This is a genomic window from Gottfriedia sp. NPDC058432 (genome assembly GCF_042721555.1).
Taxonomy (GTDB): domain Bacteria; phylum Bacillota; class Bacilli; order Bacillales; family Bacillaceae_G; genus Gottfriedia.
Window position 1 is genome coordinate 18353 of sequence record NZ_JBHXLC010000027.1, and the last position, 21300, is coordinate 39652.

The 21300-nt window shown below is 33.2% G+C and carries 25 protein-coding genes; 5 read left to right on the forward strand and 20 right to left on the reverse strand.

Features of this window, described 5'->3' with window-relative positions; all coding sequences use genetic code 11:
* Nucleotides 1-155: 155 nt before the first annotated feature.
* A complete protein-coding gene (locus ACFWM3_RS20600; protein ID WP_056468549.1) occupies nt 156-278 on the reverse strand; it encodes a GapA-binding peptide SR1P in 123 nt (40 codons plus the stop codon).
* Nucleotides 279-445: 167 nt separating this feature from the next.
* Nucleotides 446-739: a DUF3055 domain-containing protein gene (locus ACFWM3_RS20605; protein WP_056468552.1), complete on the reverse strand. Its 294-nt coding sequence runs from the start codon at nt 737-739 to the stop codon at nt 446-448.
* A gap of 161 nt (nt 740-900) precedes the next feature.
* Between ACFWM3_RS20605 and ACFWM3_RS20610 the strand changes: the two genes are divergently transcribed.
* Entirely contained in the window at nt 901-1296 is a 396-nt protein-coding gene (locus tag ACFWM3_RS20610) for a DUF1885 family protein (RefSeq protein ID WP_335412811.1), read from the forward strand.
* A gap of 1 nt (nt 1297) precedes the next feature.
* Here ACFWM3_RS20610 and ACFWM3_RS20615 read toward each other — a convergent pair whose 3' ends face one another.
* The 6 genes from ACFWM3_RS20615 to ACFWM3_RS20640 form a co-directional block, all read right to left on the reverse strand.
* Entirely contained in the window at nt 1298-1537 is a 240-nt protein-coding gene (locus ACFWM3_RS20615) for a hypothetical protein (RefSeq protein ID WP_056468558.1), read from the reverse strand.
* Nucleotides 1538-1941: 404 nt separating this feature from the next.
* Nucleotides 1942-3354: a dihydrolipoyl dehydrogenase gene (lpdA, locus tag ACFWM3_RS20620; RefSeq protein WP_056468560.1), complete on the reverse strand. Its 1413-nt coding sequence runs from the start codon at nt 3352-3354 to the stop codon at nt 1942-1944.
* Between the two features lie 5 nt (nt 3355-3359).
* Complete coding sequence (locus tag ACFWM3_RS20625; protein WP_390312800.1) at nt 3360-4715, reverse strand: dihydrolipoamide acetyltransferase family protein; 1356 nt, start codon at nt 4713-4715, stop codon at nt 3360-3362.
* Nucleotides 4716-4843: 128 nt separating this feature from the next.
* Nucleotides 4844-5821 carry an alpha-ketoacid dehydrogenase subunit beta gene (locus ACFWM3_RS20630; RefSeq protein WP_056468564.1) on the reverse strand — a complete coding sequence of 326 codons (978 nt, stop codon included), beginning with the start codon at nt 5819-5821 and terminating at the stop codon, nt 4844-4846.
* Nucleotides 5822-5824: 3 nt separating this feature from the next.
* Nucleotides 5825-6904, reverse strand: a complete 1080-nt coding sequence (gene pdhA / locus ACFWM3_RS20635; RefSeq protein ID WP_390312801.1) for a pyruvate dehydrogenase (acetyl-transferring) E1 component subunit alpha — start codon at nt 6902-6904, stop codon at nt 5825-5827.
* A gap of 465 nt (nt 6905-7369) precedes the next feature.
* Nucleotides 7370-8017, reverse strand: a complete 648-nt coding sequence (locus ACFWM3_RS20640) for a YkyA family protein (RefSeq protein WP_056468566.1) — start codon at nt 8015-8017, stop codon at nt 7370-7372.
* A gap of 163 nt (nt 8018-8180) precedes the next feature.
* On the opposite strand from ACFWM3_RS20640, the gene ACFWM3_RS20645 reads away from it, so the two are divergent.
* A complete protein-coding gene (locus ACFWM3_RS20645; RefSeq protein WP_069035541.1) occupies nt 8181-8324 on the forward strand; it encodes a YjcZ family sporulation protein in 144 nt (47 codons plus the stop codon).
* A 189-nt stretch (nt 8325-8513) separates the two neighbouring features.
* The gene (def, locus tag ACFWM3_RS20650) at nt 8514-9071 is read left to right on the forward strand and encodes a peptide deformylase (protein ID WP_056468569.1); all 558 of its coding nucleotides are present in this window, start codon (nt 8514-8516) and stop codon (nt 9069-9071) included.
* A gap of 191 nt (nt 9072-9262) precedes the next feature.
* Here def and ACFWM3_RS20655 read toward each other — a convergent pair whose 3' ends face one another.
* Entirely contained in the window at nt 9263-10036 is a 774-nt protein-coding gene (locus tag ACFWM3_RS20655; protein WP_056468572.1) for a Cof-type HAD-IIB family hydrolase, read from the reverse strand.
* Between the two features lie 15 nt (nt 10037-10051).
* Nucleotides 10052-10960, reverse strand: a complete 909-nt coding sequence (locus tag ACFWM3_RS20660) for a DMT family transporter (RefSeq protein ID WP_390312779.1) — start codon at nt 10958-10960, stop codon at nt 10052-10054.
* Nucleotides 10961-11308: 348 nt separating this feature from the next.
* Here ACFWM3_RS20660 and ACFWM3_RS20665 point away from each other — a divergent pair, with 348 nt between their 5' ends.
* Nucleotides 11309-11521 carry a DNA-dependent RNA polymerase subunit epsilon gene (locus ACFWM3_RS20665; RefSeq protein WP_056468578.1) on the forward strand — a complete coding sequence of 71 codons (213 nt, stop codon included), beginning with the start codon at nt 11309-11311 and terminating at the stop codon, nt 11519-11521.
* 3 nt (nt 11522-11524) lie between these two features.
* The gene (gene rnjA / locus ACFWM3_RS20670; protein ID WP_056468579.1) at nt 11525-13192 is read left to right on the forward strand and encodes a ribonuclease J1; all 1668 of its coding nucleotides are present in this window, start codon (nt 11525-11527) and stop codon (nt 13190-13192) included.
* A 179-nt stretch (nt 13193-13371) separates the two neighbouring features.
* Here rnjA and ACFWM3_RS20675 read toward each other — a convergent pair whose 3' ends face one another.
* From ACFWM3_RS20675 to abbA, 10 genes are all read right to left on the reverse strand, one after another.
* On the reverse strand, nt 13372-13608 hold the full coding sequence (locus tag ACFWM3_RS20675) for a DUF3977 family protein (protein ID WP_390312780.1): 237 nt from the start codon (nt 13606-13608) through the stop codon (nt 13372-13374).
* Between the two features lie 79 nt (nt 13609-13687).
* The gene (locus ACFWM3_RS20680; RefSeq protein ID WP_390312781.1) at nt 13688-14137 is read right to left on the reverse strand and encodes a hypothetical protein; all 450 of its coding nucleotides are present in this window, start codon (nt 14135-14137) and stop codon (nt 13688-13690) included.
* Between the two features lie 177 nt (nt 14138-14314).
* A complete protein-coding gene (locus tag ACFWM3_RS20685) occupies nt 14315-15349 on the reverse strand; it encodes a cytochrome d ubiquinol oxidase subunit II (protein WP_390312782.1) in 1035 nt (344 codons plus the stop codon).
* A 326-nt stretch (nt 15350-15675) separates the two neighbouring features.
* Nucleotides 15676-16131: a TlpA family protein disulfide reductase gene (locus ACFWM3_RS20690; protein ID WP_390312783.1), complete on the reverse strand. Its 456-nt coding sequence runs from the start codon at nt 16129-16131 to the stop codon at nt 15676-15678.
* Between the two features lie 246 nt (nt 16132-16377).
* The gene (locus ACFWM3_RS20695; protein ID WP_098231953.1) at nt 16378-16920 is read right to left on the reverse strand and encodes a peroxiredoxin; all 543 of its coding nucleotides are present in this window, start codon (nt 16918-16920) and stop codon (nt 16378-16380) included.
* A gap of 111 nt (nt 16921-17031) precedes the next feature.
* Nucleotides 17032-18147, reverse strand: a complete 1116-nt coding sequence (locus tag ACFWM3_RS20700) for an N-acetyldiaminopimelate deacetylase (protein ID WP_056468595.1) — start codon at nt 18145-18147, stop codon at nt 17032-17034.
* A gap of 428 nt (nt 18148-18575) precedes the next feature.
* Entirely contained in the window at nt 18576-19292 is a 717-nt protein-coding gene (gene dapD / locus ACFWM3_RS20705; RefSeq protein WP_056468599.1) for a 2,3,4,5-tetrahydropyridine-2,6-dicarboxylate N-acetyltransferase, read from the reverse strand.
* A gap of 76 nt (nt 19293-19368) precedes the next feature.
* Complete coding sequence (locus tag ACFWM3_RS20710; protein WP_390312784.1) at nt 19369-20244, reverse strand: transcriptional regulator CcpC; 876 nt, start codon at nt 20242-20244, stop codon at nt 19369-19371.
* Nucleotides 20245-20362: 118 nt separating this feature from the next.
* Complete coding sequence (gene cbpB / locus ACFWM3_RS20715; protein WP_056468606.1) at nt 20363-20809, reverse strand: cyclic-di-AMP-binding protein CbpB; 447 nt, start codon at nt 20807-20809, stop codon at nt 20363-20365.
* 295 nt (nt 20810-21104) lie between these two features.
* Entirely contained in the window at nt 21105-21296 is a 192-nt protein-coding gene (gene abbA, locus ACFWM3_RS20720) for an antirepressor AbbA (RefSeq protein WP_056468609.1), read from the reverse strand.
* Between the last annotated feature and the right edge of the window lie 4 nt (nt 21297-21300).

Consider the following 21300-nt stretch of genomic DNA (forward strand, 5'->3'; position numbering starts at 1 on the left):
AAATGTGGGTGATTCTTAATTGAGTCTCCCTTTTTTTGTGCATTTATTAAAAACATAAAAAACCACAAGGAAAAATGTTTCCCTTGTGGAATTTCTCATTTATAGATGCCTATAGATATTCTCTTAGACTTTAAATTTTAATTTATAAATTATAATTAACAAACTTCATTTTCAGTTGGTTCACAATCTTCACAGTTTTTAACGTAAAGAGTTGTTACTTTTTCATCCTCGAAATGACCTACTGTTTTTTCACAACATTTACATACGAACGTTCCCATCTTTGTAACCCCTTTCATAATGTTGTATCAATTAACTAACTTCATTATAATGTGTTATACTTATTTACGCAAGTGGTAAATAAGTATAACTTAAATTTTCTAATACTAGATTATTCAAGGGGTTATATATGGTGACCGCTATTCAATTAGTATAACACATTTATTTTTTACTCATAACTCTCTTCTATACTTGGTGATGGTAACCAGTCAGCTAAATATTCTGCAAGCTCCATTGCCTCTTCCTCTGTTTTTAGTTTACATAAAAATTTCAATTGATTTGGAAATGAAACATCCTGTCGATCTAATACAATGCATTGTCTAGACTGCATGCAGATGACGAGTGGCTTACCAAAGAACATGTTCGTATATACAATACCAATATCGTATCTTGTATCGTTCGTAACGAAGCCAACAAATCGGACTCTTACATTTTCATGATCATCATATAATTTCTCAAACATTGTTTCACCCACTCCTCCGTTTTAGTATTGTAAGTTAATACATATGAAGAAAAATTTAATTTCATACCGAATACTTGTCTAAAAATTTGAAATAATGTTATGATAAAAAAAGATTAACAGTGATGTTTTTCATAAAAACATCTTAGGGGGAAAATTTAAAAATGGTTCAACAAGCTACCATTCAATTAGTGGAGAAATCAAAATACCAAGAAGCAAATTTAGATTTAATAAATAATTTAATAAATGATTACATACAATCTTCAACTAAGATCGGTCAACAAGTTGACTGGAATTATGAAAGGGTTTCCTTTCCTTACACTATTTCAAATAAAAAGTTAGATGACCAAGATGCACTTTATTTACAGAGTAATGATTCTCGTTATAAACATTTTGTTGTTTCAATTCAAGATGATAAAAATATCGTGATTACACTTTTACCAAACTCAACTTATGGTGATAAAGGCAAAGCAAATGAGCTATGTCGATATTTAGCTCAAAAAATTGAAGCAAAGCTTGAATTATTTAACAATCGAATCATGTATTTTTACAAACGATAATTTAAAATAAATTTACGATCGCCTGACAAAAGAAAAATATCGAAGCATAAAAGCAAGTAATAATAATACTTGCTTTTCTTGTGTTTCCAACGTATTTTGCAATTAGATAAAGCTGGTAAAAGAATACTAGAAACAATATGACTTTAGAATATATTTGATCCCTTTTCGACAAGAATAAAACAAATGAAAATCCTACCCAAAATAGTTGATGAATCATTAATACTATTAGTTGTTTTCGCATCAATACTCCCACCAATCAATCATCAAATACTAGAAAGTTTGTTTTTTAAACGTTATGCTAGACATGCTTTAATCATGCAAAAAAACCTGCTAACAAATAGGAGGTTGCAGACAATCTTTCTCTTCGTTATTTTGCCAGCACTCAGCTTTGAATGTATTAATGGTTAACTTAACTCAAAACGAACTAAATATGGCGTATTAAATGTGTAAGGAGCGTATTTTAAAGTAATCAAATGCAGAAAAACTTCCTATACTTTGAAATTTTTCATTTGTATATAGAGACTATCTCGCACAAGAATTGGATTTTAACTAAATTACTTTTTAATTCATACGCTCATTTCCAAAATAAAAAGACCTTCAATTTAATGAAGGTCTTCTTTATTTAGATCATTTTTTAAAGAAGAATTATTTAAGAATGTGGATTGGATGACCCATCGCTAATTCTGCAGCTTCCATTGAGATTTCACCTAATGTTGGGTGAGCATGAATTGTTTGAGCAATATCCTCGACGCTCATGCAAGCTTCAATTGCAAGACCAAGCTCAGAAATGATATCTGATGCATTTACACCTGCAACTTGAGCACCAACTAGTACTCCATCTTCTTTACGAGAAACTAATTGTACGAATCCATCAGTTGAATTTAGAGATAATGCGCGACCATTTCCACCGAATGGGAATTTTGCTACACTAACAGCTAATCCTTCTTCATCTGCTTGCTTTTTAGTATAACCAACAGTTGCTAATTCTGGATCAGTAAATACTACTGCAGGAATTGCTAAGTATTCGATTTGACTTGACATACCACTGATTGCCTCAGCAGCAACTTTACCTTCATAAGAAGCTTTGTGTGCTAATGGAGGTCCAGCAATTACGTCACCAATTGCGTAAATATTATTAATTGTTGTACGAGCTTGTTTATCAGTAGAAATTACACCACGTTCGTTAATTTCAACACCAACATTTTCTAAGCCCATGTCACGAGAGTTCGGGAAACGTCCAACTGTTACTAATACGTAATCAGCTTCGATTTCTTTCATTTCGCCATTTGTTTCGAATTTAACTGTAACGCCATCTGCAGTTTCTTCAACGCCTTTACCGAACGCTTTCGTTACGATATCAACATTACCTTTTTTCTTTAATCCACGTTTAACAATTGAACTCATAGATTTTTCGAAACCATTTAAGATTTCGTCACCAGCTTCAAGAATTGTTACATGTGTACCAAAGTTAGCATAAGCAGTACCTAATTCCATACCAATATAGCCGCCACCAATAACAACTAATTTTTTAGGAATTTCAGGTAAGTTTAATGCTCCTGTTGAATCGATTACACGGTTGCTCCATTTGAAACCTGGGATTTCGATTGGAGTTGAACCTGTTGCGATGATCGCATTGTTAAAAGTATAAGTTTGAGCTGACTCTTCAGTGATTACACGAAGAGTGTTAGCATCATTAAAGTAAGCTTCACCTTTAATAACTTCAACTTTGTTACCTTTTAATAAACCAGCTACACCGCCAGTTAATTTATTAACAACACTGCTTTTCCAAGCTTGAACTTTTGTAAAATCAACTTTTACATTTTCTGCTGTAATACCGATATCTTCAGAATGCTTAGCTGTTTCATAACGGTGACCAGCTGTAATTAATGCTTTTGAAGGAATACAACCTACGTTTAAACATACTCCACCAAGATTTCCTTTTTCAATAACAGCAACTTTTTGTCCAAGTTGTGCTGCACGAATTGCTGCAACATAACCACCAGGACCGGCACCGATAACGACCGTATCTAGTTCAATTGCAAAATCTCCTACTACCATTTATCTTACGCCTCCATTAATAATAATTCTGGATCATTTAATAATCGTTTAATATGGTTTAAAGCGTTTTGAGCAGTTGCACCATCGATAATACGGTGGTCAAAGCTTAAAGATAACGCTAATACTGGAGCAACTACGATTTCTCCATTTAATACTACTGGTTTTTCAGCAATACGACCAATACCTAAAATAGCTACTTCAGGGTGGTTAATTACTGGAGTAAACCATTGTCCACCAGCTGAACCGATATTTGTGATTGTGCATGTAGCACCTTTCATTTCTGCAGGAGCTAATTTACCATCACGAGCTTTAGTAGCTAATTCATTAATTTCAGCAGAAATTGAGAAGATCGCTTTACGATCAGCATCTTTAACAACTGGTACTAATAAACCTTTATCAGTATCTGCAGCAATACCAATGTTATAGTAATGTTTGTGTACGATTTCGCTAGTAGCATCATCGATCGATGTATTTAAAGCTGGGAATTTACGTAATGCAGAAGTTAAAGCTTTAACAACATAAGGTAAGAATGTTAATTTGATACCTTGTGCAGCTGCAACATCTTTATATTTTTTACGGCTAGCAACTAGTTTAGCTACATCTACTTCATCCATTAATGTTACGTGAGGAGCAGTATGTTTAGAGTTAACCATTGCTTTAGCGATTGCTTTACGAATTCCACTCATTTTTTCACGAGTTTCAGGATATGCTCCTTCTGGAATTGGCATAGCTTTAGGAGCTTCTTGTGTAGCAGCTTTAGCTTCTGTTACAACTTCAACAGCAACTTCTGTTTGTGCTGCAGCAGCTGGTGCTACTCCACCTAATAAGAATGCATCTACGTCTTGTTTTGTTACACGGCCATTTTTACCTGAACCTGGTACAATACGTAAATCTACGTTTTTCTCACGAGCATATTTACGTACAGATGGCATTGCAATTACATGAGCTTTTGGTTCAATTGCAGCAACAGGTGATAGTGGTGCAGCATCTGTTTTTGGTTCACTTTGCTCATAAGATTCTTGTACTTTTGCTTGTACTGCTTCAGCAGCTTCTGGTACTGGTGTAGTTGTTGGAGCTTCTTCAGCATGTTGTCCTTTGAAGCTAATGTTTTCATAACCAGGTGCATCTAAACGTACTAATACGTCACCAACAACTGCAACTGTTCCTTCTGAAACTAATACTTCTAATACTTTCCCTTTTACAGGTGATGGAATTTCTACTACTGATTTATCGTTTTGAACTTCACAAATGATATCATCTTCATTTACTTCGTCCCCTGCTTTAATAAACCATTTTACAATTTCACCTTCGTGAATACCTTCACCGATATCTGGTAATCTAAATTCAAATAGACTTGCCACTGAGTTTGACACAGATTTCTACCTCCGAACAAAGTTAAATTAATTTTTTAAAATATTTTATCTATAATGTAAGAAAGGTATTGATGAATTCATCAAATACCTTTCACTATTTTTTGTTATAAACTAAATTAGAAGTTTAAAACTTTTTGAATACCTTCAACTACATCTTTATGGTTTGGTAACCATACTGTTTCCGCTTCTGAGAATGGGTAAACAGTATCAGCTGCAGTAATACGTAAAACTGGTGCTTCTAATGAAAGGATACAACGATCATTAATTTCAGCAACAATATTTGCAGCAATACCAGCTTGTTTTTGTGCTTCTTGTACAACAACAGCACGGCCAGTTTTCTCAACAGATGCAACGATTGCAGCAGTATCTAATGGATGAACAGTACGTAAGTCAACAACTTCTACTGATACTCCGTCTTTTTCTAATTCTTCAGCAGCTTTTAATGCAGCGTGAACCATTGCACCATAAGCAAATACTGATACATCTTTACCTTCGCGTTTAACATCCGCTTTACCTAATTCGATTGTGTACTCGCCTTCAGGTACATCTTCACGGAATGAACGGTATAATTTCATGTGCTCTAAATAGATAACAGGGTCATTATCACGAATAGATGAAATTAAAAGACCTTTAGCATCTTTAGGTGTTGATGGAATAACTACTTTTAAACCAGGAGTTTGAGCCATTAATCCTTCTAAACTATCCGCGTGCATTTCTGGTGTATGAACACCACCACCAAATGGTGAACGGAAAGTAATTGGTGAAGTAAAACGACCGCTTGTACGGTAACGCATACGTGCTGCTTGACCAGCGATTGAGTCCATGATTTCGAATAAGAATCCGAAGAATTGGATTTCTGCTACTGGACGGAAACCTTCAATTCCAAGACCGATTGCTAATCCACCGATACCTGATTCAGCAAGCGGTGTATCGAATATACGTTGCTCACCGAATTCTGCTTGTAAACCTTCAGTTGCACGGAATACACCACCGTTTACTCCAACGTCCTCACCAAATACTACTACAGTAGGATCGTTCTTCATTTCAACGCGTAATGCATCTGTGATAGCTTGAATCATTGTCATTTGCGCCATGACTTACTTCGACTCCTTCTCTTTATAAATTGCATATTGCTCTTCTATATTACTTGTTTTAGTTTCGAACATATTAGCCATTAAATCAGTAACTTTTTGTTTTGGCTCTTGGTCAGCAAGTTTGATTGCATCTTTAATTGCTTCTTTTGCTTCTTCGATAATTGCATTTTCTTCTGCTTCAGTCCAAAGACCTTTTTTCTCTAAGAACTTACGGAAACGAACGATTGGATCTTTTGCTTCCCACTCATTTTCAGTATCTTTTGTACGGTAACGAGTTGGGTCATCACCAGCCATTGTATGTGGTCCATAACGGAATGTTAATGTTTCAATTAATGTTGGACCTTCGCCATTTACTGCACGTTTACGAGCTTCTGATGTAGCTGCATAAACTGCTAATGGATCCATTCCATCAACTTGAATACCAGCAATACCTACTGCGATTGCTTTTTGAGCAATTGTTCTAGCTTTTGATTGCTTAGAAACTGGAGTTGAGATTGCGTATCTGTTATTTTGAACAACGAAAATCGCAGGAGCATTGTAAGCACCAGCAAAGTTCATACCCTCATAGAAATCACCTTGAGAAGATCCACCGTCACCTGTATATGTAATGGCAACAGATTTTTGGCCTTTCAACTTCATACCAAGTGCAACACCTGCAGCTTGAATAATTTGAGCACCAATAATAATTTGTGGGAAGATTGTATTTACATCTTCAGGAATTTGACTTCCTACTAAATGTCCACGTGACCATAAAAATGCTTTATATAATGGTAAACCGTGCCAGATCATTTGAGGTACATCACGGTAACCAGGTAAGATAAAGTCTTCTTTTTCAAGAGCAAATTGACTTGCTAATTGAGAAGCTTCTTGTCCTGCAGTAGGAGCATAGAAACCTAAACGTCCTTGTCTGTTTAATGAAATTGAACGTTGGTCAAGAACACGAGTCCATACCATACGTTTCATTAATTCTTTTAATTGCTCATCTGATAATTCAGGCATCGCTGCTTCATTAACGACTTCGCCCTCTTCATTTAAAATTTGAAGAGTTCCAACTGAATCGCCAAATTGAAGCATTTGATCCATTAATTCAGAAACAGTTTGTGTATTCTTCATTTCTGTTGTTTCCTTTCCAGCTACTTTCTTCGTAGTAGTTGCCACTAAAACCCACACCCTTCTTTAATTATGGAGGATTTATTTTCTTTATCCATCATGTGTATTTTCTTAAGAGTAATTACAAGCAACTTGTACTTATAATTAAAATCTGTACTTATACTATTCGTGTATTACACTAGTACAACATTGAACACTAGTACAGTTTATAACACGTTCATAAACTCGTCAAATATTTTGTTGTATTATTTTATTCATGATTTTTCGGAAAATTCGTCACAAAATTTCTACCCTGTACTACCTTTGAAACAGCAATCTGTTATACAATAACAGAAACTCTTTTAAATTATACTCAAATAGCTAATAAAGGATTTTTTTTATCATAAATTCCAAACTGTACTACAACGATTTTTGTTTAGTAATTCTAGTCCTATTGTGTTATTTACCATATTTTTCATATATGTCTTTTTGTAAATTATTTAATTTTTGAGTATAAAGATTTAATTGATCATTATATTTAATGACATCTTTATAAATGTGATTTGTATCCTTTGTCTCACTCTTTACATTTTTTAAATCAACTTTTTTCTGCGATAATAAGTTATAAATTGAAAGATCCGTTTCCATTGCATCTTTATATTTTGAATTCAATTTATCGTATAAGTCGGTTCTTTCTCTCCATGTTTTTATAAAGTTATTAACTTCATTTCGAAACTGTTCATCCTTCGTTTCAATATTTATTGTTTGAAGTTCTTTAATTTTTATGTCAATATCGTGAATTAATTTTGACTCCCCGTTAACCCGTTCTTTCCGTTCATTTAACAAATTGATTGCTTGTTTAGCCGCCTCTTGTCTTTTATTTACTTCGCTGATTTTATATAAATAAATTTTTTCATAATACTCCAATTCTTTTACTTCCAGTTTTTGAATCCCTTCTCCAGCTTTTTGAAATTTTTGTTCCATTTCTGCAATTTCAGCTAGTTGATTTATAACTAAATTCTTTTGTTTTGCTTGAGAAGTACAACCCGAACAAAAGATAAAGAGTATACTTATTACTAGCAATAGAGAATTGAATTTTTTATACATAATTTCACCCAATTTTTTTTCATTATTATTTCCATGTTGCATCTTTTCAGACTTTTTATACGTCCTAAAAAATAATCTGGTCACATACCCACACACTTTATGTAGTTTTTCATAATTTGTAGTATCCGCTATATGCGGAAACAGTTTAAAGGGAGGTTATTATATGTACGGTTACGGATACGGTGGAAAAGGTGGATACCCTGGTTATGGTTACGGCGGCGGATGCGGTTGCGGTTACGGCGGTTTCGCATTAATCGTTGTTCTATTCATTTTATTAATTATCGTTGGTGCAGCTTTCGTTTTATAATTCACACTAGTAAGCCTCTATTATTAATGTATAACCACAAACTTTAAGGGGCGATATTTTATCGCTCCTTTTTCCATTCTATTGACTTGTGACTGACAATTTAAAAAAGATTTGTTAGACTAAATTAATAATACTAGTGAATAGTACATACTTATATTTAGGAAATATTAAGACAGGAGTGAAATTCATTTGATTACAATGAAAGATATAATTCGAGAAGGCGACCCTAGATTAAGGGAAATCTCGAGTGAAGTAAGCTTACCTCCATCTGCTGAGGATATTAATTTAGCTAATTCATTATTAGAGTATGTTATAAATAGTCAGAATCCAGAAATAACTGCCGAATACGGTTTACGATCAGGTATCGGCTTAGCCGCACCACAAATTGGAATTCTTAAAAGAGCAATAGGAGTTCATGTTACTGACTTACAAGGTAATTTATTTAGTTATGCATTATTAAATCCTAAAATTGTAAGTCATTCTGTTGAGGAAGTTTATTTATCAGGTGGTGAAGGCTGCTTATCTGTTGATCGTGATGTTCCTGGATATGTTCCACGTTATGCAAGAATAACAGTTACTGGCTATGACACGAGAATAGGAGAAGTAAAAATCCGTTTAAAAGGTTTACCAGCAATTTGCTTCCAGCATGAAATTGACCATCTAAATGGAGTAATGTTTTATGATCGTATTAATAAAACAAACCCTTTTTCTCCTCCAGAAGGAGCTTCACCTTTAGAGAGGAATTAAAAAAGAGCGATTGGAAAACCAATCGCTCTTTTTAGACTGCTGACAAACGCTCGCTTTCTTCGTTGCTTCGCCTGTTGAGCGGGGCTCATTACCGTTAAAAGTAACTCCGCTACTCACCAGGCTTCGCGCCTCGAAAGACAAGCGCTTGCAGTCAGTCTAAAATTCATGTTTTTGTAATTTGTCTAACATACTTAAAGAAGTCCGGCCCATTTTAAACCGTTTAAAATTCCATCTTCATCAACATTCGTTGTAATATGATTAGCTAATTTTTTAAGTGGATCTACTGCATTCCCCATGGCGATACCCGTACCTACTTTTTCGATCATTTCTAAATCATTTAATCCGTCACCAAATGCGATTACATTTTGCATATCAAATCCAAGATGGTTTACCATTTGAAGTATTCCATTCGCTTTAGAACCTCCAACTGGTAAGACATCTGACGAATATTCATGCCAGCGAATAAAATTAAAATCATTAAATCCATTTGTTAATGATGGCTCTTGATGCTCCTCGCAGAAAAGTAATACTTGGTAAATTTCACGATTATGATAAAAATCATGCTGAACTTCAGGATGTTGCATTCTAATCGATGTCATTGCTTCTTTTATATGAGGATGTGAATCAATTGACGCTCGCATTGTCTCATTATTTAAATAAATAAGCGGTATACTTAGTTCTTTTGCTTTTTGAGTAAATTGGTGAAGTTGTTCTGGATGTAGAGCATGTTTGTGAATAGCTTCACCTTCAAATTCAGCATATTGCCCATTTAAGCTTACAAAACTATTTATATTTAACTCTTCACGAATTTCTTTAAACATGAATGGCGCACGACCAGTTGCAATCGCTACGTGGATATCTCTATTTTGAAGTTCCGAAATTGCGTTCTTTGTACTTTCCGGAATTACTTTATCATGATTTAAAATCGTTCCATCAATATCAAAAAAAACGATTGGTTTAGTCATATTATTCTCTCCTCACTAAGACGCTGCATTTGCTTTTGAATTTTTCATTTTTGACTTCTGTTTACTATTCGTAATAAATACTCCAAGAAGTACGATTAATAGCCCCAAAATCATTTTGAAAGATAAAGGTTCGTTTAAAAAGAAAAATCCCCAAATAGAAGCAAATACAGGTACTATATAAGTAACCATTGTTGCAAATTCTGCACTTCCCTCTTTAACCATATAATAAAATAATAAATATGCCAACCCCGAACATATAACGCCTAGTCCAAACACACCACTAAAAACTTCAAAATTAACAAATGGTTTTATTGTGCCCTTCCCTAAAACGACCATATAAATAAAGCCGATTACACCAGAAATACCTAAGGTTAAAAATGAAACAATCAATACATCAATTTTTTGTAAATACTTTTTAGTTAGATGTGAACCAAGTCCATAACAAAAAGTAACAAATAACATTAATAGTGAATAAATTATATTATCGGAGAAAATTGTTGATGGATTAAGATTCATCATTATCATAACTCCAACGATCCCTACCATAAGTCCAATCCATTGTTTTCTATGAATTTTTTGAGAAAAGAAAAAGTATCCAATAATAAGTGTTGCAATTGGCGTAAAAGCATTTAATACTGCCGCTTGATTACTTTGTAGATGGGTCTCACTAAAAGATAAAAAAAGCCACGGTATTGCATGATTAAATAATGAGATCGCAATAATTAATCCCATTTTCGGTAAATTTTTATAATCAATCTTTACCTTTTTAATTAACATAATAATTAATAATGTCATAGCACCAAAGAAACAGCGATAAAATACAATTGCTTCTGGCCCCATATCGTTTAAAAGGAGCTTAATAAATAAAAAAGATGTACTCCAAATAATACTTAATAAAAACAAGGCTGCATATAACTTCTTCACTTTCTTCTCCCCTTAACTTTAAGATATCCTCTATTTTAACTGCTTTTCTGAATATATTGAATGAAAATGTTTTTTCGAACAATACTACATTTAAATATACTATGTCCGTGTTCTCTACATATAAGTTTAATTTCATGTCTTGGAGGTAAAACTAATGTTACGTAAACTTAGAAAAAAATTAAAAAAACGGCTAAAACAATTTTTGAAAAAGAAGAAATATATCTCAATAATTTCAAATTTTTTTTTAAAATGACCGTATTTTAGGTAATCTTCAATAAAAAGAATGAAAATATATAGAAAATCACTTATAATATTGAGAAGATAGTGATTTGACAAGGAGAGATTTAAATGATTTTTAAAGTATACTATCAGGAATTACCATTAGAGGTACCTGTAAGAGAAAAAACTAAAACAGTTTATGTAGAAGCAGACAGTGAAAGAGAAGTTCGTGCGAAATTATTACCTTTCAATTATAATATTGAGCTTGTTCAAGCTTTAACCGGTGCTCATCTTGAATTCGAAAAACAAAGTGAAAGCTTTAAAATTTTGGAGCTAGCGTAATTTATGAAATTTCTTAAAAATGATCAAGCTGCCGTATTCGCACTAGGTGGCTTAGGGGAAATTGGTAAAAATACATACGCAGTACAATATCAAGATGAAATTATATTAATAGATGCCGGAATCAAGTTCCCTGAAGATGAGCTACTAGGGATAGACTACGTTATACCTGATTATTCCTACTTAGTTCGAAATGAGGAAAAAATTAAAGGTTTATTTATCACTCACGGACATGAAGACCACATTGGTGGTATTCCATATTTATTAAGAGAATTAAACATTCCAATTTATGGTGGTAAACTTGCCTTAGCTTTAATCAAAAATAAACTTGAAGAGCACGGTCTATTACGTAAAGCTAAATTAATAGAAATCAAAGAAGATGACATCATCAAATTCAGAAAAACTAGTGTTACATTTTACCGTACTACACATAGTATTCCTGATTGTTATGGTATCGTCGTTAAAACTCCTCAAGGACAAGTTGTCCATACAGGTGATTTTAAATTTGATTTCACACCTGTTGGAGATTCGGCTAATTTAACTAAAATGGCTGAAATAGGAAAAGAAGGTGTCTTATGCTTACTTTCAGATAGTACGAACAGTGAGGTTTCTCACTTTACGATGTCAGAAAGAAAAGTTGGTGACACGATCAGTGAAATTTTCCGTAAGGTTGATGGTCGTATCATTTTTGCTACTTTCGCTTCTAATATTCACCGTCTTCAACAAGTTGTCGAATCTGCTATTGCAAACGGACGTAAAATTGCTGTTTTTGGTAGAAGTATGGAAGCAAATATCGAGATCGGTCATGACCTAGGATATATCAAATGTCCTAAAGATACATTTATTGATGCATCTCAAATTAATCGTATTCCGGCTAACCAATTAGTCATTTTATGTACAGGTAGTCAAGGTGAACCTATGGCTGCATTATCACGTATAGCAAATGGTACACATCGTCAAATTCAAATTATTCCTGGAGATACTGTAGTATTTTCTTCTTCACCAATTCCAGGTAATACAATGAGCGTAAATCGTACAATTAACTTACTATATCGTGCTGGCGCTGAAGTAATTCATGGATCATTAAATGATATTCATACTAGTGGTCATGGTGGTCAAGAAGAGCAAAAATTAATGCTTAGACTGATGAAACCTAAATACTTTATGCCGATTCACGGTGAATATAGAATGCAGCGCATGCATGCTAAGCTTGCTATGGACTGTGGAGTACCTGAAGAAAACTGCTTTATCATGGATAATGGTGAAGTTTTAGCTCTTCGTGCCGATGAGGCTATGGTTGCAGGAAAAGTACCTTCTGGTAATGTTTATATTGATGGAAGCGGTATCGGGGATATTGGTAATATCGTTTTAAGAGACCGTAGAATTTTATCTGAAGAGGGTCTTGTAATCGTTGTCGTAAGCATCGATATGAAGGAATTTAAAATCTCAGCAGGCCCAGATATCATTTCACGCGGTTTCGTTTATATGAGAGAAAGTGGCGATTTAATAAACGAAGCACAAGCAATGATTTCTACTCATTTAAACAAAATCATGGAACGTAAAACTTCTCAATGGTCAGAAATAAAAAATGAAATTACTGATACTTTATCACCTTTCTTATACGAAAAAACAAAACGTAAACCAATGATTCTCCCAATTATTATGGAAGTTTAATCAATAGGACATGTTAAAAGGGCGATCTCAAAAGTCAAAATACTTTTGAGACCGCCCTTTTTTTATAAAAATGCAATGTTAAATTTATTGTTGATTTTTGAACTAAAATAAGGTTTTCTAATTAGACAACCTTAGGAACACTTATACCACTAATGCACTGCGCTAGTTCAATAAATGAATTAACAACTACTAATCCCAAAAATAAATTTAAAATGATTACGTTTCTTTTTTATACGTTTAAAGCCTTCTTTTGAGTCAATTATTATAACTGTTCTAGCTAGCCAAATTCTTATATATAAAGAATTAATTTTTACGGGTCCAATAATTCCCTTTTCTTCAAATTCTGTCCCATCTTCTAATTCTGTTTCTGTCCTAACTAACCAAGTATTACCGATTCCAAACTCAATAAATTTCAAACAAAACTCTCCCTTTTTAAAAGATAGCTTATACAACTATTACATTGCGTTAGTTACATAAAAAAATCGAATGTTCTATTTAAATCCCCAAATGATATAAATAAAAATTACCTTCTGATAATTTCTCTGCCATTGCTATCATTTTTTCTATTTTGCTAATTAATTCGTCTCGATTGATGTATAACTTTTCATATTCATCATCTTCCTCATAAACAAAATTACCTCTAAGTTTTAACAATTTGGGTCCATTTCTAAATAAGTCTTTCCATGAAGTAAATATTGCAATTATCTTTTCTGAAGACTGTTGTTCAAATAGAGTCTCTCCATAATAATTAAGTCCTTTTCTATCCATGTTCCCACTAGTTGATGGATTTTTACTAGGAATCCAATTTAAAGAGTCCATTATATATTGGATAATATCATCATGTATTCTAACGCTTTCAATTACATTATTGTTTTTTCTTAATTTCCAAATTTGGTTTACGCTAATTGTATCTGGAATAAGATAAAATTCATGCTCTAACCCCATTAATTCCTCCTAAATAGTCTTTTTGTTAATTTTATAATACCATTTCTTATGAAACTAAACCGCCACTTAGTTGCATAAGTAAATCAGCAATCTGTTTTCACAGAGCCTATAAAAAATAAAAAACCACAGAATTCATTAATTCGTGGTTTTCCATAATAATAAATATTTATCTTCTTATTAATCTTGAAAGTCATTTTTATCATTACTTTTTAAAAACACTTTCATAAAGAAAGGTTTATTAAGAACTAAAAATATAAAATACACAGTAAATAAGATAAAAAATACTACAAACAGTATAATTAGCACGATTGCTAAACTACTCTTAGCAAAACTTGTTTCGATTCTTAGATAAGGATATAAGATAAATGGTAGATGACTTATTCCATATCCAAAAAATGCGAAGAAATATTGCAATAATACTAATATAAACGCTAAACCATATCTTTTTCTTTTTATTACAAAATAAATCGCTATACAAAAGCAAATAAAAGATATAAGGAAGAATTCCCATACATTATGCATTCGATCAAAATGAACTTTATTATGTAATTTCATTGACAAAAATACGATGATACTTGAAATAATAGTTGGTAATGACCACACTAGTACATACTTTCTTAATTTAATTTCCGACTCTGTATCATTTATAAGATTTGCAGAATAAATTAAAAACATTGCACTAATAAATAGAACTGAACATACAGCTAAAAGCATTACAGATAGTGAATATGAATTCGTAATTAATTTAAATGGATAAAAACGTATATCTGTTCCATTCTCGATAATAAATCCACCTTCAGAAATTGTTAAAACAGTCGATAATGTAACAGGTATCAATAGACTTGTCGCCCCATACAAAATTAAAAAGAACTTACTCCTATTTCCACCGTATTGCTGAAAAGTATAAAACGAGCCCCTAATTGCTAAAAAAATCATCGCTACACTACCTGGAACTAATAGTGGAACACCATAATAATATGCTACCCTCGGGAATATACCAACTACTCCTATAAAGAAGAAAATGAAAAATAATGTAGCCAGCTCCCAAATAGATGAAAGATGTCGATTTATTAAGCCAATTAATTTTGGTTCTTCTTTAGTTGTAATCGTATAAAACGCATAAAATCCTGCACCAAAATCAATTGAAGCAATAATCATGTAGGCATATAAAAACAACCATAAGATAAAGATTGCGATTGTTTGAATCTCCAAACTTTTTTCCTCCTACAGAATAATTCCTTAAACTAAAGATTAGTTTTCTTTCATTATAACTATAAAATACACTTTCTACTAGTTTCAAGATGAAGATTGCTCAAACACAAAAAGAGACTTTTAAAAAAGTCCCCTCAGACTTTTGACAAACGCTCGCTTTCTTCGTTGCTTCGCCTGTCTGCGGTGCTCATTACCGGCAAAGGTAACTCCGCGCCTCGAAAGACAAGCGCTTGCAATCAGTCTGAAACTCAAGTTTTTTGGATTTTGTATACATACAAAAAGAGACTTTTAAAAAAAGTCTCCCAAGTGATGATGCAATCTGAAAATTATTCTACTTTTGCCGCTTCATCTAGTACGCGATTAACACGTTTTTCTAACATTGGCATTCCGCCTTCTCCAGCTTGGAAGTGGCGTAATACACCTGTTTTATCAAATACGTAATATGATGGTACGTATTTATTTTCAAAAGCATCTGTAATTGTATGTTGGTTATCAACTAATATTGTTTGTGTAATTCCATGTTCTTCAGCAACTTCTTTAATTTTATCGGTATCTAAATCATCTTCAGATCTTGGCATATGAACACTTACTACATTTAATCGATCTTTATATTCATCTCTGAAAGCATTAATGTTTGGCATTGCTACTTTACATAAATGGCAACTAACAGACCAAAAATGAATTAATGTTGGTTTGTCACCGATTAGGTTTTCTTTTTGAATTTCTCCATTTAATACTGTTGTTGCACCATCTAATTCAGGCATTGGTGAGCGCAGTCTCATTTTATAGTCCTCCTACTTGTTTCATTAGCTCTAAGTGAGCTTGTTCTACTTTTCGTTTTGTCTAGTTCCAGGCGTTAGACCCTCGAGGTCATAAGTCAATGACCGATAAAAGTAAAAACCAACTTTTCTCGGTCCTTGCCTTATGCTTGTCGGGTCTTTAACAAACGCCTTCCACTTTTCGTAATTGTGTTTAAAAAGGCCTAACTATGAGTTAGACCTTTGACATTAATTCTTAATTGTTTAGAATTATAGAGTTGCTTGACCTGGTTTCCAGTTAGCTGGGCAAAGTCCACCAGTTTGTAAAGCTTGAAGTACACGTAAAACTTCATCAACTTCACGACCGATGTTGTTGTGGTGTACTACTTGGTACATTAATTCACCCTCTGGGCTGATGATGAATAATCCACGTAATGCAATACCTTCTTCTTCAATTAATACGCCATAGTCACGAGAAATAGCGTGGTTTGTATCTGCACCTAATGCATATTTTAATTGACCTAAACCATTATCTTTACGATCAGTGTTGATCCATGCTAAGTGAGTGTGAATTGTATCTGTAGAAACACCTACAACTTCTGCATCAAGATCTTCAAACTCGTCGTAACGATCAGAGATTGCTATGATTTCAGTTGGACATACAAAAGTGAAGTCCATTGGATAGAAGTATAATACTGTCCATTTATCGTTTTTCATGTTTTCTTCTAAGCTTACTTTACCAAATTCTTTATTTGCTAAAACTGCTTCCATTTCAAAGCGTGGTGCTTGTTTTCCTACTAAACGTTCTGCCATCGTTATTACCTCCAATATTTATGTAACTATTTATCATACAAGTGATATTATAGTAAACTACTTATTTAAAGTCAATATTAATTTATAATTATTATTAACTGAAAATCATTTTCATTGTTGCTTTTTCATAAAGTCAGATATAAATCGAATCATTAATGGAATTACATTTTCATCTGGGTTTAATTTTTGATTATGGAGTCCGAATTCCGAATTTACGCCAATCCAAAACATCAGGCCTGGAATTTCTTTTGTCATATAACCAAAATCTTCACCTGTCATTGCAACATTGCAAAGCACGGCCTCAATACCGTCATATTGTTTCGCAAAATTAAAAAATTCATTCGTCAACGATTCATCGTTTATTACTCCATAGTAATTACTTCCAAAATCTACTTCTATTTTACACTGAAAACTCTCTTGAAATCCATTCACAAGACTTTCAATTCTATTTTTTAATTTCAGCATTGCTTCTTCACTTAACGCTCGCATCGTACCTTCTATTCGAACATGATCTGCAATAACATTTTGAACTGTACCACCAGTTATTTTTCCAATCGTAATGACAGCACTATCTAATGGATTTACATTTCTTGATACTACTGATTGTACTTGAGTGATAAAATGACTTGATGCAACGATCATATCATTCGTTAAATGAGGGAAAGCTGCGTGACCGCTTAAGCCATGAAAATCAATAAAAAGTTCTGATGTATGCGCAAATAACATACCAGGTTTCGTTGCAATTGTACCAACAGGATATTCAGGTGCTATATGTAAACCATAGATTACATCTGGTTTAAATGGTTTAAATTCTTCACTTTTAAGTAAGGGTTCCGCTCCACCTGGGCCTTCCTCTGCTGGTTGAAAAATAAATACGACATCGTCATCGATTGGCTCATTAACAATATTAGTCAGAACACCAAGCGCAATGCTCATATGTACATCATGGCCACAGGCATGCATATTGCCTTCATGAATCGATGAAAACTCTAATCCTGTGTTTTCTTTCATTGGTAATCCATCAATGTCTGTACGGTAACCAATCGTTCTAGTAGATTTTAACCCTTTTACTCGAACGAAAATACCTGTTCTCCATGTATCAATTACCATTCTTTCTTGATTTAAACTAGATAAATAATCTAGTAAATACGCTTGTGTTTTGAATTCTTGAAAACCAAGTTCAGGGATTAAATGTAAATCCCTTCTAATTTTAATAAATGAATCCATTTTAACTCCTCCAAAAAAAGCGTAGAAATATAAATTCTACGCTTCAGACTGTTGACAAACGCTCGCTTTCTTCGTTGCTTCGCCTGTCTGCGGTGCTCATTACCGTGTAGGGTAACTCCGCTCCTCACCAGGCTTCGCGCCTCGAAAGACAAGCGCTTGCAATCAGTCTGAAAATCAAATTTAAGTACTTTGGCACACACTGAGCGTAGAAATATAAATTCTACCTTCAGACTGACTACCAAACGAGCGCTTTCTTCATTGATTCGCCTGCTTTGCACGGTGCTCATTACCATCTATGGGATAACTCCACTCCCTATCAGACTTCACGCCTCGAAAGTCAAATGCTTGTATCTAGTCTGAACTCATATTTTAGTATAATGTCTATAAAGTAAGCGTAGAAAAATAAATTCTACGCTTACTTCATGTTATTATTGATTTAGTTGACGTAAAGCCTGAATGATTTCAGTTTTTGAAATTGTTTTATCATCGATATCTTTGATTTTTCTAGCAGGAACACCTGCAACCACAGTATAAGGAGCAACGTCTTCAGTAACAATTGCACCTGCAGCTACTACTGCGCCTTCACCTACTCTAATACCTTCTAAAACTACTGCATTTGCACCAATTAGTACATTGTCTTCAAGAATAACTGGGTTTGCTGAAGGTGGCTCAATTACGCCAGCTAGAACAGCACCAGCACCTACGTGACAGTTTTTACCTGTTGTAGCACGACCACCAAGTACGGCGTTCATATCGATCATTGTACCTTCTCCAATTACTGCACCGATATTAATTACAGCACCCATCATAATAACTGAATTGTCACCAATTGTAACTTGATCACGAATAAACGCACCTGGCTCGATACGAGCTTTAATACCTTTAGCATCTAAAAGTGGAATTGCTGAATTACGACGATCTGATTCTACTACATAATCTTCTATGTATTCTTTTTGCTCTTCAAGGATTACTTTAACATCATCCCACTCACCAAATAAAACTCCAGAATTTTGAGAAATAAATGATTGAACTGATTCAGAAATAGTAAGCTTGTCTAATTGACCTTTTACATAAACCTTTACAGGTGTTTTTTTCGTGCTATTTGCAATAAATGCAATAATTTCATTTGCGTCCATTAATTTCATAATGAATTGCCCCCTTTATTATTATCAATAAGAATACTCTATCAAATCTAGTAAGTAACTAGCAACATTTTGTCGATTAATCTTTATTTTTTTTTCGAATTGATTCTATAAATCCTTCTACTTGTTTTAATTTCATTGCATCTCGATTATAAAGTAAGTATGTATCGCGATATAAACCTGATTGTTCTTTTGTAATTAAAGGTGTTTTTATAATATTTTCATCACTAACATCATGTAATACAGAGGAAGGTAAGATCGCAAAGCCTAAACCATTCAAAACAAATTGCTTACATGTTTCAATTTGATCGACTACAATTTCATGTTTTGGTAATGAATTAAAATGCTCATACCACCATGACTGGATAAGCTGATAATAATTTGAATTACTTTTAAACTGAATAAATGGTCTTTGAATTGTTTTATATTCCTCAAGACTATGTTTTTTTGTATCAACTAATAATAATTCATCAGAAAATAGTAATTCCTTTTCTCCCAACCAATTTTGGTTTCCTCTGACAATTGCTAGATGAACTTCATTTTCATATAAGCGATTTGTAATTTCACTACTCCAACCTGTAAAAAGTGAAACTTGTACTTCAGGATAGCTTGACACATATTTTTTTAAAACTGGTGGTAACCAGTATTGTGCAACAACAGAAGAAACGGCAATCTTTAAAGTACCCGAAATATCGGATTTTAAAATTTGTAACTGCTCTAACATTGTTTGATATGTTTCTTCCATCTTTTTCGCGTAATTTAATATGATTTCACCAGATGCAGTAATAATCAATCCTTTTTGAGAACGAATAAACAATTCACTACCAATCTGCTTCTCTAAATTTTGTAGCCTTTGACTTAAAGCTGGTTGAGAAACAAATAACCTCTCTGCTGCCTTCCTCATATTCTTCTCTTCAGACAAAGTAATTATTAAACGTATATCATCAATTTGCACATAATCCCCCCTTGCCTTTATTCATAAAAATTGGATTTGACTCGTCAACAATTCTTTTTCCCAAGAAAACCAACATTAAAAAAGTAAGTCAATTTGATGATGACTTACTTTTTAATCGCTAATGCTTATTATATCTTCTCACATTTTTATTCAATTGTTTTAAAATCGCTCTACGAGTTAATATACCTTCAAAAGTATTATTAGCATCAACCACACATACAAATGGATGATCAATTACAGATTCAAGCCCTTTAGCGAGCGTATCAGTCGTTTTTAATAAAGGTATCTCAGTACCCATTACCTCTTCAACTTTCATATTACTCAAACGTTCAAATTCAATTCTTTCTAATCCAAGTATTCCGTCTAATATCATAGACGTACTAATTAAACCTAGCAACTGAAACTTCGGATTTAACACTGGAATTGAAGAGTATCCAGATTTTGTAAGTACTAATAATGCATGCTCCAAACTGTTACCAATTTGTACATGAGCTACTTTTTCACTTGATATAATTACTTCTTCTACTTTATGTTCAAAAAATTGTGAACCATCAATACTAATCACAAACATCGTCCCCCAATAGAAAAGCAAAAGTATTTAAAAATGGTAGAAATTATCTATTCATAAACAAACATCAAATAAATACACATACAACTTTGCTATTCATCTGTATGGAAAAAATCCTATACACTATTTTATTCGATTAAGGACTATGTCCCCATCCCTATATTATCAGATTTGTAACCCCTTTCCAATTTAACTTTTCTTAAAAATTTACTTATTTATCTATAACTATTCAAAAAACAAAAAAACGTTTAGATAAATAATTTATTATCTAAACGTTCATCTATATTTGTCTTCATAGCCCTAAATCCCTTAATTTTTGATATAAATGAATCAATCTTTCATATTGATCCTCGCCTGCATCCATTAATCCATTTTCTATATCCGTTATCTGTGATGAAATGAGTTCAATTGCATAATTTTGTTTCATCACTGTGTCGACCAATAAAGACAGTTCATCTTCTGTGAAATTTTGTTCACTTAGCATCCAT

Bases quoted from the DNA above. Each gene is read 5' to 3' on its own strand.
- ACFWM3_RS20645 (WP_069035541.1), top strand. From the start codon at position 8,181: ATGTACGGTTACGGATACGGTGGAAAAGGTGGATACCCTGGTTATGGT.
- rnjA (WP_056468579.1), top strand. From the start codon at position 11,525: ATGAAATTTCTTAAAAATGATCAAGCTGCCGTATTCGCACTAGGTGGC.
- ACFWM3_RS20600 (WP_056468549.1), bottom strand. From the start codon at position 278: ATGGGAACGTTCGTATGTAAATGTTGTGAAAAAACAGTAGGTCATTTC.
- ACFWM3_RS20695 (WP_098231953.1), bottom strand. From the start codon at position 16,920: ATGGCAGAACGTTTAGTAGGAAAACAAGCACCACGCTTTGAAATGGAA.
- ACFWM3_RS20630 (WP_056468564.1), bottom strand. From the start codon at position 5,821: ATGGCGCAAATGACAATGATTCAAGCTATCACAGATGCATTACGCGTT.
- ACFWM3_RS20605 (WP_056468552.1), bottom strand. From the start codon at position 739: ATGTTTGAGAAATTATATGATGATCATGAAAATGTAAGAGTCCGATTT.
- ACFWM3_RS20655 (WP_056468572.1), bottom strand. From the start codon at position 10,036: ATGACTAAACCAATCGTTTTTTTTGATATTGATGGAACGATTTTAAAT.
- pdhA (WP_390312801.1), bottom strand. From the start codon at position 6,904: ATGGATCAAATGCTTCAATTTGGCGATTCAGTTGGAACTCTTCAAATT.
- ACFWM3_RS20610 (WP_335412811.1), top strand. From the start codon at position 901: ATGGTTCAACAAGCTACCATTCAATTAGTGGAGAAATCAAAATACCAA.
- dapD (WP_056468599.1), bottom strand. From the start codon at position 19,292: ATGAAATTAATGGACGCAAATGAAATTATTGCATTTATTGCAAATAGC.
- ACFWM3_RS20665 (WP_056468578.1), top strand. From the start codon at position 11,309: ATGATTTTTAAAGTATACTATCAGGAATTACCATTAGAGGTACCTGTA.
- ACFWM3_RS20690 (WP_390312783.1), bottom strand. From the start codon at position 16,131: ATGAGACTGCGCTCACCAATGCCTGAATTAGATGGTGCAACAACAGTA.
- lpdA (WP_056468560.1), bottom strand. From the start codon at position 3,354: ATGGTAGTAGGAGATTTTGCAATTGAACTAGATACGGTCGTTATCGGT.
- ACFWM3_RS20680 (WP_390312781.1), bottom strand. From the start codon at position 14,137: ATGGGGTTAGAGCATGAATTTTATCTTATTCCAGATACAATTAGCGTA.
- ACFWM3_RS20615 (WP_056468558.1), bottom strand. From the start codon at position 1,537: ATGCGAAAACAACTAATAGTATTAATGATTCATCAACTATTTTGGGTA.
- ACFWM3_RS20700 (WP_056468595.1), bottom strand. From the start codon at position 18,147: ATGGATTCATTTATTAAAATTAGAAGGGATTTACATTTAATCCCTGAA.
- ACFWM3_RS20640 (WP_056468566.1), bottom strand. From the start codon at position 8,017: ATGTATAAAAAATTCAATTCTCTATTGCTAGTAATAAGTATACTCTTT.
- abbA (WP_056468609.1), bottom strand. From the start codon at position 21,296: ATGCTAAGTGAACAAAATTTCACAGAAGATGAACTGTCTTTATTGGTC.